Raw genomic sequence first — 12,817 nt, forward strand, 5'->3', positions numbered from 1 at the left:
CTGTGAAAGGACACATGATGAGCACTCAGCCCACCCCCACTTTCGGTGCCTCCGGCGCGGAAGATATTACCCGCATCCCGGTGACCGGCAGTTCCCCGCGTGAGAACTATGAGGTTCTCATCGGCCACAACCTGCTCGGTAAAATCCCCGAAATTCTGGGCAACCGCGCCAAGAAGGTGCTCGTGATTCACCCGCGTGCCCTGCGTTCCACCGGTGAGCTGGTCATGGAAGACCTGCGCGCCATGGGCTACGAATCGTTCAGCGCCGAAATCCCGGACGCTGAGGAAGCGAAGCACTACCAGGTGGCGGCGTTCTGCTGGCAGGTGCTCGGTCAGAACGACTTCACCCGCACCGACGCGATCATCTCCGTGGGCGGCGGCGCTATTACCGACGTTGCCGGCTTCGTCGCGGCAACCTGGCTGCGCGGCGTGCGCGTTATTCACATTCCGACCACCCTGCTCGGCATGGTGGACGCTGCCGTGGGCGGTAAGACCGGCATCAACACCGCCGAAGGTAAGAACCTGGTCGGCGCGTTCTGGCCGCCCGCAGCGGTGCTCTGCGAAATCGGTACCCTGCGCACCCTGCCTGAACATGAGCTGCTGACCGGCATGGGTGAGGTCGTCAAGTGCGGCTTCATCGCAGACCCCGAAATCCTTGACCTGATCGAGGCGAACCCGAACGCCGTACGCGACTCGCAGTCCGCCGTGATGCGTGAACTCATTGAACGCAGCGTACGCGTGAAGGCGGAGGTCGTCTCCGAGGACCTGCGCGAATCCGGCCGCCGCGAAATCCTGAACTACGGCCACACCCTCGCCCACGCCATCGAACGTAACGAACGCTACCAGTGGCGTCACGGCGCGGCAGTGTCCGTCGGCATGGTCTACGCCGCCGAACTGGCGCTGGCAACCGGCCACGCCGACGAAGAACTCGTGGCACGCACCCGCCGCATCCTCGAATCCCTGGGCCTGCCCACCTCCTACAAGGCTGACGCATGGCCCCAGCTGCTCGAAGCGATGCGCCGCGACAAGAAGGCACGCGGCAACCTGCTGCGCTTCATCATTCTTGACGGTTTGGCTCGCCCGCGCGTCTACGAGGTGCCGGACGACTCGATCCTGTACATGACCTACCAGGAAATCATCTCCGAGTAGTTGTGAGTCCCGTATATTCACCGGATGCACTCGGTACGTATTTGCTAATACGCGCCAGCCGGGCGGGGTGCACAAAAAAACTGTGGCGCCCCTGCTAGGCAAACTCGTGCGCATCCTGTAGAATGTACGGGACATATTTTTGCTCATTGAAAACTTAGCGCCTCGCCGGGTACCACTACGGCGTGAGCGTCGATGACACGAAGGAGAGCCCCATGGCATCCACTACCGATATTAAGAACGGCGCCGTCCTGAAGATTGACGGCAACCTCTGGTCCGTCGTAGAGTTCCAGCACGTTAAGCCCGGTAAGGGTGGCGCGTTCGTTCGCACCAAGCTGCGCAACGTTACCTCCGGCAAGGTCGTCGACCGTACCTTCAACGCTGGCGCTAAGATCGAAACCGCAACCGTTGACCGCTCCGACTACCAGTACCTGTACCAGGACGGCGACGACTACGTCTTCATGGACATGAAGACCTACGACCAGATCAACGTTCCCGCAACCGTTGTTGGCGACGCAGCAAACTACATGCTCGAGTCCCAGACCGCAACCATCGCAATGCACGAGGGTAGCCCCCTGTACATCGAGCTGCCCGCATCCGTGGTCCTCGAAATCACCTACACCGAGCCCGGCCTGCAGGGTGACCGCTCCACCGGCGGCACCAAGCCCGCAACCGTTGAGACCGGCTACGAGATCCAGGTTCCCCTGTTCCTGGAGACCGGCACCAAGGTCAAGGTTGACACCCGCACCGGTGAGTACCTCGGTCGCGTGAACGACTAATGAATTCGCGTACGAAAGCCCGATTGCGCGCCCTCGAAGTGCTCTTCGAGGCGGATCAGCGCAACGAAGATTATATTGAGGTACTCCGCCGCCGCCGACTGTACACGGTAGCGCAGATCTCTGCTTACTCTGAGGAAATCATTCGTGGCGTCCGCGACCACGACGAAGAAATCCGCGAGTTTGTGGAGACTTACGCCCGTGACTGGTCCTTCGAGCGTATGCCCGCCGTGGACCGTGCCGTGCTGCGTATTGGCACTTGGGAGCTTCTGTACAATGACGAAGTTCCGGATGCTGTCGCAATTTCTGAGGCTGTCGGTCTGGCGCGTGTGCTGTCCACGAATGAATCTCCGAAGTTCGTGAACGGTCTGCTGGATAAGCTCCGTCAGGTGAAGCCGACCCTGCTCGCGTAAGACGTCCCGCCGCGGCCTGCCCGCTAGCCCGTAGCTGGTTGGTTCGCTGTTTGAGGATGCACCCGCAGGGGAGCGTACGTGAAACCCCCGCTGTACTGTAGTTCGCTACAGGACGGCGGGGGTTTTCTGTGTCTAGGTTGCGCTTGGTTGGTGCAGTTCTGCGTGGGGTTCCGTATTGGGTGCGGATGCGCTCGCAGGATTTGTTAGCAACAGTTGAGGCTTCACCGGACAACGCGGGCGGGGGAGTGCCCCCTCTGCGGCGCTGAGCGCCTTGAGGACGGAGCCCCCGCCCTGCGTGCCCGGTATGCGCTCGTGCAGTATCAGTTACTCACCTTGAGCGGATGCGGTCGCCTCGCGTGCCCGGCATGCGCCTCTATGCATACCTCAGATATGCCCTTGTCTGCACCTATATGAACGGAATATTGCCAAAATGGACAAATAGGGAACCAGGGTGTGTGCTCTGTGGATATATGTTAGGATAATGGCATCAACCGATAACATTCCGCTGAATTCCACACGTTGTTGCGTGGATAATTCTGCGGTTTTACACAACCACACACCAGAAAAGAACCAACAATGATGTTCAACCGTAGTTCTATTGCCGCGCTTTCTGCGGCAATGATGCTCACCCTGTCCGCTTGTTCTGGCGGCGCGCAGGTCAGTGCAGAATCGAGTGCTTCCACTTCCGCGAGCGCTGAATCGGCAAGTGCCGAAGCTTCCGCAACTCCCACTCCTTCACCCACTCCGACGGGTTATGAGCCCGTGCTGATTCGTGCGAACGTTGATTTGGATAACCCGTCGAAGGAAGCAGCAGATGCGACCCTCAAGGCTGCATACGATGCGTTGGAACAGTACCGACTCATTTGGAATGCATGGATGCATGGGAGCATGGAGCACACGAGCGATGAAGAGCTGCTCCGATACGTGCATAAAAACTTCCTGGAAGACACAAAGGAGGAAGTGGAGAATATTCAAAAGTTCACAGAAGAAAACCACGGTCCTATCAAGGGCGAAATTGCCTTCAATAACATCGATCCAGTCACCTATGGAACCATGAACGACGATGGTTCTGTCTCATACAACACCGGCGCAACCATCACGTTCTGTGAAGACTGGAGCAACGTTCGCTCTGCTGAGGGTAAGAAATTTAAGGACCCGCAGCTAACGCGACGGGTCTTTGTTGTTCGCCGTTCTGAAGATAATGCGTTTGTTGTTATCAAGTCTGAGACCCTTCATAACGGTTGCGGAGACGAAGCAGACGCTACGAGCGAGGCGACCGCATCCGCTCAAGGTGAGTAGCTGATGTGCCCTGTACAATGTGCCTCGGCTGCTTTTGGGCAAGGTGCCCACTAGCGGAATGAGTACAGAAAACCCGGCTAACCTGTAGTTTGTTACAGATTAGCCGGGCTTTTATATGTATCCAGGGAGCGCCAGAATGGGGAGAGCCCCACCGTGTACTACGCACGGTGGGGCTCTCCCTTTATCTCATTAGCTCTCTCGCAAGCTCTCAGGTTAGGCGTTGTCCTCCAGAACCTCGAAACGGGGGAGCGTACCCACCAGCTTCTGAGTCTCCAGCGAGACAGTCACCAGACGCTTGATCAAGTCGACGATGTACCGCGGGTCATTGACAGCACGGCAGTAATCGTTCGGGTCATTCGTAATGAGCGACTTCTTATCAGTCTTCACCTGGTAGCGGTCGATGACCCATTCCAGTGCAGACCTGCCGTTCACCTGGTACTCGTAGGCTTCCTCCGGGATGCCCTTGAGAGTCAAGTGCCCGTTGTACTTGATGCGAGTCTTATCCTTCTTGGGACCAAACTGTAGCTTCTGCACCCGGTAGAACTCGAAGCGCTCCTCAAGGTCCTCGGGAGCGGGGGAGGAGACCACCTCATCGAGAGGGTAGGGCTCCACGCTCTCGTAACCCAGGTGAATCTCTGCCAGGGCGCGACCAGCACGCGAGTACTCCCAGAAGCCCTTCACCAGAGGGATACGCGGGAGCATCTTCTTCAAATCCGCCGCGTACTTCTCACGGTACTCCGGGTGGTGCAACAGCGCGTAGATGTAGTAGAAGATATCCTCCTTCGCGATGCCCTCGTCACCATAGGTGCTACGGTATGCTACCAGGGTAGCGTCGGTAATGTTCTCCTTGCGGGTGTAGCCGTCCACGACCTCGCCGCCGCCCAGGTTGAGGTTGAGTCCTCCGTCATCCTCAACGACCGGCTCATAGGTGTAGAGGCTAAAGGTCTGAGCATCTCCCACGAGGTGCAGGTCAGGTAGCGTGTCGGTAATAAGCACGCTGAAATCCTTGGTACCGGCAACTGAAGTGATAATCGCGATGTTTTCGTGCTCCGGGGTCGGGAAGAGCTTCTGCAATTGGTACGTACGATTGTTGAACTGGTTCGTCAGATCGAAGTACACCGATTGCTTACAGAACGGACGGTACAGTGAAGCGCGCACCTTCGAGGGGTCAAAGGTACCCTTCTTACCTCGAACGATATCGGTCTTGTTGATAGCGTCCCAGGTAAACTGCGTCGAGTCGAAGTCAACGAAATCTTCGACTTTAATTTTATTCGCGGGTCCGTCAGCCTGCTGGTAGCGGTCGACCTCGGAGTTGTAGAACTCAATCATGCGGCGCACATTGTCCTCGACCGCGCGTACCGAGAAGTTGTACACCCACGCGTCACGGCTCGTCGCCAGGCCACGAGAGTAAAGCTGGAAAACGCCCGGGGTGTTCGGCTTACCCTTGGTCGCCTTATCGCCGATGGGCTGGTAGGTGTCGTACTTCTCATTGCGATGATTAATCCAGTCGGCAGCCTCGTTGGGAACAATAACCTCCCACTCGGTATGCGCGATAGAACCCTCTCGCGCGATGATGTCGAGCTTCTCCTCGCGGCTCAGGTAGTCGCCAATATCGCGGTAGTGCAGCACGGCCTCGCCCGTGTGCGAGGGGTCCTTCACGAGCACGCAAATAGTCACAGGGGTACGGGAACCCGAACCGAAAATCTTGCCGCCCTCGCGGCGAGACTGCTCGCCCGAGGTGCGCTGGTTACCGCGCAGGTTGTACACGTATAGCTTCGAGAATTCGCCCACCAGGCACTTGCGCAGGCCATCCGCCGCGTTGCCGTCAATGAAAGAGCCGTTGGAAACGAAAGCAATGACACCGCTATCCTTCACCCGGTCCGATGCCCAACGAATCGCACGAATATACGAGTCGTAGATGCTGTTCTTCAGCGTGGCCGTAGAACGCGCAACGTAGGTATTCTCGATGCGCTCATCCAGCTTGGGGTACTTCTCGTTCTGGTTATTATCATTCGCGCTGTTCTGACCCGAGGAGTACGGCGGGTTCATCACAATCACCCGAATATCCTGCTCAAGCTCACGCTCCGCGCGCTCGCTATTGGCGCGGAACGCCGGCAGGTTCAGGTGGTGCGAAGACTCGGAAAGCTGGAAGGTATCCGTCAGAACCATGCCGTTAAACGGCACATACTCCGACCCCAGGCCGTGCTCCTGCGCCACCTCGCCGTACACCGTCTCGATGTTAATCGCCGCAATGTAGTACGAGAGCAACACAATCTCATTCGCGAACAGCTCGCGAGTGTACTTGCGCTCCAGGTCCTCGGGGCGAATCAGACCCAGCTGCAGCAGGCGGGTGATGAACGTACCCGTGCCCACGAAAGGCTCAATAATGCTCACGCCCTCATCAGAGAGCGACTTGCCGAAGGACTCCCGCAGAGCCACATCCGCCGAGCGGAGGATATAATCCACCACCGGAACCGGGGTAAAGACAATACCCAGGCGCTCCGCAATGCGCGGGAAGGCGTTCTGGAAGAACTTATCGTAGAGGTCCTTAATCACGTGCTGCTTCGCCGCCGCATTATCGAGGTCCTTCACGCGACGCTGAACCGACTCGTAGAAGGCCGACAGCGACTCGCGCTCCTTCTCAAAGGCCGCGTTCGCGTTCAGATGGTCCACCACGTTCTGCATGGCCAGCGAAATCGGGTTCAGCTCGGTAAAGCGGTGCCCGGCGAACATCGCGTCAAAGACAGGCTTCGTAATCAGGTGCTGTGCCAGCATTTCGATGGCCTGGTCCTCGTCAATCGCGGGGTTCAGGGTCTGCTGCAGGCCCTCCACAAACTGAGCGAAGACGGTGCGCAGCTCGCTTTCGGGAGCCGCCTCATCCAGCAGGTGACGAATCATCGTGATATGGCGGCCCGCAATGGTCGCAATATCCTTCGACCAGTCATCCCAGTACTCGCGGGTGCCCACCTTGTCCACAATCTTGGCGTACACGCCGTCCTTCCACTCCTGGGCGGGGAAGGTCAGGGTCGTCTGCTCAGCCGGGGTGATGGAATCATTTGGTGCCTCAGTATCGTTCGCGCCGATGCTGTCCTTCTCCTTCTTCGGCGCCAGGTCAACGGTCTGCACAATAATCGACTCGGGGTCGGAGGCGTTCAGCTCGATCTGGTGAATCGTCGCGTCCATGCGCTCATCGTGCGCGCGGAGCGCCTGGAGCACCTGCCACACCACCTTGTAGCGCTTGTTATCGCTCAGTGCCTGCGCGGTGGACATGCCGTCGGGAATAGCAATCGGCAGAATAATGTAGCCGTACTTCTTACCCTCGGCGCGACGCATCACGCGGCCCACCGCCTGAATAACATCCACCATGGAGTTGCGGGGGTTCAGGAAGAGCACCGCGTCAAGGTTCGGAACGTCCACGCCCTCGGTCAGGCAGCGAGCGTTCGTCAGGATGCGGCAAATCGGGCCCTCCTCATTCGGCTCCTGCTTGAGCCAGTTCAGGAGCTCGGCACGGCTCTGCGCGTTAAAACCGCCGTCAATGTGACGAACCTGCACGCCCAGGTCGTCGGTCAGGTCGTCGTTCTCGCGGTTGCGCAGGTTAATGCGCACGAGGTCCTCGAACTCGCGCTCAATCTTCTGGGAATCCTTAATCGAACGGCTGAAGGCCACGGCACGCTTCATGGGCTCGATGTCATCGCCGAAGGAAGCCTCCAGCTCACCGCTGCGGCGCTTGGCGAGGCCGTTCCAACAACCCACCAGCTTCGCCACATCATCAATGGCGAGCTCGTTAGACTCATCAGCCAAAAGGTTCTGGAAAGAGGTCGCAATCTGCGACTCGGAAACGCCCAGCACCAGAACCTTGTAATCGGTCAGCAAACCCTTCTCAACAGCCTCGCCAAAGCCGATACGGTAGAACACCGGACCGAAGGTATCCATGTCATCCATGGAACAGAGCACGGCGGCCTTCTCGCTCGCCTGGAACTTCGTGTCCTCATTAAAAATCTTGGGGGTAGCCGTCATGTAGACGCGCTTGCGGCCCGACACACACGTATCGTCGTGAATCTTCACGAAGTTCGACTCCGATTCATCCGCCAGAGTCACACCGGTCGTGCGGTGCGCCTCATCGCAAATAATCAGGTCAAACTCGCCGACACCCGCATCCTGAGCCGCAGACACAGCATCAATAGAGTGGTAAGTAGAGAAGACCACTTCAAGGCCCTCATCCAGCGGGTTAGCGTTCATCGCGTTTGCCAGCTTGGTGCCGTCCGTCGTGGCAGGTATCTGCAGGTCCTCAACGCGCAGGTCTGCTAGGTCGTCATTAGCACCACCGCGCTTCCTCTCGCGGCCCACCTTCGAATCGGAGCACACCGCATAAGCATGGAACGGACCCTCAATCTCGTTCGAGAACTCCGAAATGGACTGCGACATCAGCGCCAAGGAAGGCACCATAAAGAGCACACGCGCGTGACCGCCATTCTGCTCGGCAAACTTCTCAGCCAAGCGAATAGCGGTAAAAGTCTTACCCGTACCGCAGGCCATAATCAGCTGACCGCGGTCGTTCTCCTGCAGACCAATCAAGGTATTCGTAATAGCTCGGTCCTGGTGCGGGCGGAGCTCCTTATGCGGCTTGTGACCCACCTGCTGCTCGCTCGGGTCATCCAGGGAATAAGTCGACCAATCGATATTAGAATCGCGGAAATTCTGCAGGCCCATGCGCTGCACAGGGAAGCGCTGCTCCTCCAGCATCTTCTCCGCATTCTTCGACCACTTATCGGTCGTGGACACAATAATGCGGTGCGTAAACGGCTCACGACCAGAAGCCGAAATAAAGGAATCGATATTTTCCTTAGCAATCGTGCTCTGCTCATCGTAGAACTTGCACTGAATAGCGGTCACGCCGCCGTCAACATTCTCAGCCACCAGGTCGATACCAATATCGCCGTAGCCCTCGCGGCCCTCCCACTCGTTCCACAGATGCACATCCTTATACAGGCGGCTCTGGATACTGTCCTGGGTCAGGAACAGCTTAGTCAGGCGCTCCAAACGGTCGCCCTGTTCGCGGGTATTACGGGCAGTATCTCGAAGCTGATGAATCAAGCTGTCAAAGTCCCTCGACGTCTTCGTCGAAGCGTCGGCAGGGGTGCCGGAGGCGGTCATGAACTCTCCTAAATGGTGTGAGTTGATAGAGATGTACCCCTTCATCTTATATTGCGGCGGGTTAGATAGCCTCTCCAACGGTTATTGGGGCTCCTGGGGTTTATCAGGTGCGGTAATTCTGTGAAGGTAAGAGCCAGCCAGAAAGTCTTTCTACGTGGTGATTCGAAGTGAGCGGTCTCTCGCCGAACCTGAACGTAGCCTGTGAACTGTGGTACCCTACTAGAAGCACAAAACCTTTAAATCCGTCCCGTGAGGCGGGGAAGGAGACGGCTATGCCTGGGTCAACTGTACCCACATCCGGCGCGAACCAGGGGCGAAATGTAACCGCAGCCCCCCATTCGGCAACCCCTCAAAGCACCTCCGAGGACGCGACCACCGTCGGCCGCACCATCCTCAGCGAGGACGAAATCCGCCGCGCCCTCACCCGCATCGCCTACGAAATTATTGAAACCAATAAAGGCGTAGAAAACCTCGTACTCATCGGCATCCGCTCCCGCGGCGTGCCCCTCGCCGTACGACTCGCAGCCCGCATCCAAGCCATCGAGCCGAACTTCAACGCAGAAACACGAATCGGCGCCCTGGACATCACCGCCTACCGCGACGACCAGCGAACCGGCGGCACCACCTCCCCAGATACCGCAGGGGAGAGCATCATGCCCAGCATCGGCATTGAAGGTAAAACCGTAGTCCTCGTTGACGACGTCCTCTACTCCGGCCGCACCGTACGCGCCGCCCTCGACGCACTCAACGCCCACGGACGACCCGCCCTCGTACGCCTGGCAGTCCTCGTAGACCGCGGACACCGGCAACTACCCATCCGCGCCGACCACGTGGGCAAAAACCTGCCCACCAGCGCCAGCGAAACCGTGCGCGTCGTACTGACTGAAACCGACAACGCAACAGACCGAGTTGACATTATCCAGCTGGGAGGGCTCTCATGAAGCATCTGCTCGACACCCGCGAACTAACCCGCGAAGAAGCCATCGAAATCCTTGACGTCGCCGACTACATGGCGCAGGTCAAAGCCGAAAACCGCACCCTCAACGTGCTCAACGGCAAGACCGTCGTCAACCTCTTCTTCGAGGACTCCACCCGAACCCGCCTCTCCTTCGAAGCCGCGGAGAAGCGCCTGGGCGCCGCCGTCACCAACTTCTCCGCATCTGGCTCCTCCCTGTCTAAGGGCGAGTCGCTCAAGGACACCGCGCAGACCCTCAAGGCGATTGCCGCGGATGCGTTCGTGATCCGCCACTCGGCATCCGGCGCACCGCAGCGCCTCGCCGAGGCAGGCTGGACCGACATTCCCGTGCTCAACGCGGGCGACGGCACCCACGCACACCCCACCCAGGCACTGCTCGACGCCGTATCCCTGCGCCAGTACAAGGCAGAACGCGACGGCCTGAACAGCCCTCGCGGCACCGACCTGTCCGGCATGCGCGTGCTCATCGTCGGCGACATCCTGCACTCGCGCGTGGCACGCTCCAACCTCTGGCTGCTGCACACCCTCGGCGCGCAGGTCGTCTTCGTCGCACCGCCGACCCTGCTGCCGCTGAACACCGCCTCCTGGGTTGAAGAAGCCGGCGTAGAGATTTTCCACGACTTCGACGAAGCCATCGCCACCAACCCCGACGCCGTCATGCTGCTGCGCATCCAGAAGGAACGCATGAACGCCGCGTACTTCCCCTCCGCAGAGGAGTACACCGACCTGTGGGGCCTGACCGCCGAACGCTTCGCAACCCTGCAGTCACAGCCGCAACCGGTCGCAATCCTGCACCCGGGCCCCATGAACCGCGGCCTGGAAATCTGCACCGAAGCCGCCGACGCCACCAACTCCTGGGTCCTGCGCCAGGTCAGTAACGGCGTGGCGCTACGCATGGCGGTGCTCTACCTGCTTCTGACCGACGGCTCCAGCGCCAAGCTCTACGCCGGCGACGAATCCTAAACGACCTTCCTAACGAGAGGAACCAACACCATGAGCAAGTACCTGATCAAGGGCGCAAGCCTCTACGGCGAAAAGGTCGCCGACATCCTCATCGAGGACGGCGTGATTAGCCGCATCGCAGAGAACATTGACGCCGCAGACGCACAGGTCGTCGAGGCGGCAGGCCAGGTGGCACTGCCCGGTCTGGTCGACATCCACACCCACCTGCGTCAGCCCGGCTACGAGGCATCCGAAACCGTTGAGACCGGCACCCGTGCAGCAGCCCTGGGCGGCTACACCGCAGTGTTCGCCATGGCAAACTCCATGCCCGTGGCAGACACCGCCGCAGTCGTTGAGCAGGTTGACCGCCTCGGCAAGGAATCCGCATGGTGCCGCGTGCAGCCCATCGGCGCAGTAACCGTGGGCCTGAAGGGCGAGCGCCTCTCCGACATTGGCGGCATGGCGAACTCCACCGCGAACGTGCGCGTGTTCTCTGACGACGGCATGTGCGTGTACGACCCCGCCGTGATGCGCCGCGCCCTCGAATACGTCAAGACCTTCGACGGCGTTATTGCGCAGCACGCGCAGGAGCCGCGCCTGACCGAAGGCGCCCAGATGAACGAAGGTAAGGTGTCCGCTGATCTGGGTCTGACCGGTTGGCCCGCTGTCGCTGAAGAGGCAATCATTGCCCGCGACGTGCTGCTGGCTGAGCACCTGGACTCTAAGCTGCACATCTGCCACCTGTCCACCAAGGGCTCCATTGAGGTTGTGCGCTGGGCTAAGTCCCGCGGCGTGAAGGTGACCGCGGAGGCAACCCCGCACCACCTGCTGCTCACCGACGAGACTGCACGCACCTACGACCCGATTTTCAAGGTGAACCCGCCGCTGCGCACCGAAGAGGACGTCATGGCGCTGCGTCAGGCTGTTGCTGACGGCATCATCGACGTGATTGGTACCGACCACGCACCGCACCCGGCAGAGACCAAGGAATGCGAGTGGGCGTGCGCCGCGAACGGTATGACCGGTCTGGAGCAGGCACTGTCCATCATCCAGATGACCCTGGTTGACACCGGCATGATTACCTGGCGCGATGTGGCACGCATCCTCTCCGAGGAGCCCGCGAAGATTGGTCGCCTGGACCACGAGCAGGGCCGCCCGCTTGCCGAAGGCGAACCGGCAAACATTGTGCTGGTCGACCCGAAGGCAACCCGCGTGATTAAGCCGGAGGAGCAGGCTACCAAGGGTAAGAACAACCCCTACCGCGACATGGAGGTGCCCGGCTCGATCCGTGCAACCTTCTACGCTGGCCACCCGACCGTGCTGAACGGCGAGCTGGCAACCCCGCGCCGCTAAACCCGCGAGGCGAACGCACGTGGTGACCGTGCCTGGCGGTGGTAGGTTCACGCCTGCCACCGCCTCGCCGGGAGCACCGCCCCCAACCTCACCAACCCAGGCCGAGATCATCGACCGAGACCCCAACCGAAAGAGAGAACCTTCGTGGGAAAGTTCCTGACCGCCATCATCTGCATCGCCCTGGTCGCCCTGTGCATCTACGGCATGTGGCACGGATGGCGCTCGCGCCTGGCACGCCAGGCGAACATGTTCGGCTCCCTCAAGGAAGTTCCCGAACGCTACGAGGGCATGACCGCTGACGCCGCTTTTGAGGGCGAGTACGTCAGCACCACGATCTTCGGTAACTGGCTGGACCGCGTGGGTTTCGATTCGCTCGGCTTCAAGAGCAAGTCCACCCTGCTGATTTACCCGGACAGCATCATCTTCACCCGTAACGGAGCGAAGGACCTGTGGATTCCGGCGAAGAAGCTCGCCGTCATCACCACCGACCGCGGTATGGCGGGCAAGGTTGTGGAGAAGAACGGCCTGGTCGTGATTGGTTGGACCCTGGACGGTCACCGCGTGCAGACCGGCTTCCGCACCCGCTACGCCGAGGACAAGCAGGCGGTACTGCAGGAGCTGCGCCGCATCGCCCCGAACGCGGTGGATGCGCCCGAGAAGTGGACGGCAGAACCGGAAGCCTAAATCCCGGTGTAATATCCCTGCGCACCCACACCCATAGATTTTGCCTGAGGTCAGGCGAACACCCGCCGAAGGCAC

The 12,817-nt window shown here is 59.7% G+C and carries 9 protein-coding genes; 8 read left to right on the top strand and 1 reads right to left on the bottom strand.

The annotated features are described in order from the left end of the window. The first annotated feature begins 17 nt into the window (after nucleotides 1-17). From aroB to HMPREF2919_RS09285, 4 genes are all read left to right on the top strand, one after another. Entirely contained in the window at nucleotides 18-1,148 is a 1,131-nt protein-coding gene (gene aroB / locus HMPREF2919_RS04765; RefSeq protein ID WP_049352486.1) for a 3-dehydroquinate synthase, read from the top strand. A gap of 212 nt (nucleotides 1,149-1,360) precedes the next feature. Beyond that, complete coding sequence (gene efp, locus HMPREF2919_RS04770; RefSeq protein ID WP_005505932.1) at nucleotides 1,361-1,924, top strand: elongation factor P; 564 nt, start codon at nucleotides 1,361-1,363, stop codon at nucleotides 1,922-1,924. Beyond that, nucleotides 1,924-2,334, top strand: coding sequence for a transcription antitermination factor NusB (gene nusB, locus HMPREF2919_RS04775; RefSeq protein WP_005505934.1), 411 nt, complete (start codon nucleotides 1,924-1,926; stop codon nucleotides 2,332-2,334). The genes efp and nusB overlap by 1 nt, the downstream gene beginning before the upstream one ends. Nucleotides 2,335-2,910: 576 nt before the next feature. Then, a complete protein-coding gene (locus tag HMPREF2919_RS09285; protein ID WP_070666518.1) occupies nucleotides 2,911-3,633 on the top strand; it encodes a hypothetical protein in 723 nt (240 codons plus the stop codon). Nucleotides 3,634-3,846: 213 nt separating this feature from the next. Here HMPREF2919_RS09285 and HMPREF2919_RS04785 read toward each other — a convergent pair whose 3' ends face one another. After that, complete coding sequence (locus HMPREF2919_RS04785) at nucleotides 3,847-8,787, bottom strand: DEAD/DEAH box helicase (protein WP_070666521.1); 4,941 nt, start codon at nucleotides 8,785-8,787, stop codon at nucleotides 3,847-3,849. 272 nt (nucleotides 8,788-9,059) lie between these two features. On the opposite strand from HMPREF2919_RS04785, the gene pyrR reads away from it, so the two are divergent. The 4 genes from pyrR (at nucleotide 9,060) to HMPREF2919_RS04805 (ending at nucleotide 12,742) form a co-directional block, all read left to right on the top strand. Next, nucleotides 9,060-9,728 carry a bifunctional pyr operon transcriptional regulator/uracil phosphoribosyltransferase PyrR gene (gene pyrR / locus HMPREF2919_RS04790; RefSeq protein WP_070666524.1) on the top strand — a complete coding sequence of 223 codons (669 nt, stop codon included), beginning with the start codon at nucleotides 9,060-9,062 and terminating at the stop codon, nucleotides 9,726-9,728. Then, entirely contained in the window at nucleotides 9,725-10,726 is a 1,002-nt protein-coding gene (locus HMPREF2919_RS04795; protein WP_070666527.1) for an aspartate carbamoyltransferase catalytic subunit, read from the top strand. Before pyrR ends, HMPREF2919_RS04795 begins: the two co-directional genes overlap by 4 nt. A 30-nt stretch (nucleotides 10,727-10,756) precedes the next feature. Beyond that, nucleotides 10,757-12,058: a dihydroorotase gene (locus HMPREF2919_RS04800; protein ID WP_070506251.1), complete on the top strand. Its 1,302-nt coding sequence runs from the start codon at nucleotides 10,757-10,759 to the stop codon at nucleotides 12,056-12,058. Nucleotides 12,059-12,202: 144 nt separating this feature from the next. Next, nucleotides 12,203-12,742, top strand: a complete 540-nt coding sequence (locus HMPREF2919_RS04805) for a PH-like domain-containing protein (protein WP_070604312.1) — start codon at nucleotides 12,203-12,205, stop codon at nucleotides 12,740-12,742. The last annotated feature ends 75 nt before the right edge of the window (nucleotides 12,743-12,817 follow it).

This window comes from Rothia sp. HMSC068E02, from assembly GCF_001813565.1.
Taxonomy (GTDB): Bacteria; Actinomycetota; Actinomycetes; order Actinomycetales; family Micrococcaceae; genus Rothia.

What these genes read in the sequence shown, in the direction of transcription:
- aroB (WP_049352486.1), top strand. Translation starts at nt 18, where the DNA reads ATGAGCACTCAGCCCACCCCCACTTTCGGTGCCTCCGGCGCGGAAGAT.
- efp (WP_005505932.1), top strand. Translation starts at nt 1,361, where the DNA reads ATGGCATCCACTACCGATATTAAGAACGGCGCCGTCCTGAAGATTGAC.
- nusB (WP_005505934.1), top strand. Translation starts at nt 1,924, where the DNA reads ATGAATTCGCGTACGAAAGCCCGATTGCGCGCCCTCGAAGTGCTCTTC.
- HMPREF2919_RS09285 (WP_070666518.1), top strand. Translation starts at nt 2,911, where the DNA reads ATGATGTTCAACCGTAGTTCTATTGCCGCGCTTTCTGCGGCAATGATG.
- HMPREF2919_RS04785 (WP_070666521.1), bottom strand. Translation starts at nt 8,787, where the DNA reads ATGACCGCCTCCGGCACCCCTGCCGACGCTTCGACGAAGACGTCGAGG.
- pyrR (WP_070666524.1), top strand. Translation starts at nt 9,060, where the DNA reads ATGCCTGGGTCAACTGTACCCACATCCGGCGCGAACCAGGGGCGAAAT.
- HMPREF2919_RS04795 (WP_070666527.1), top strand. Translation starts at nt 9,725, where the DNA reads ATGAAGCATCTGCTCGACACCCGCGAACTAACCCGCGAAGAAGCCATC.
- HMPREF2919_RS04800 (WP_070506251.1), top strand. Translation starts at nt 10,757, where the DNA reads ATGAGCAAGTACCTGATCAAGGGCGCAAGCCTCTACGGCGAAAAGGTC.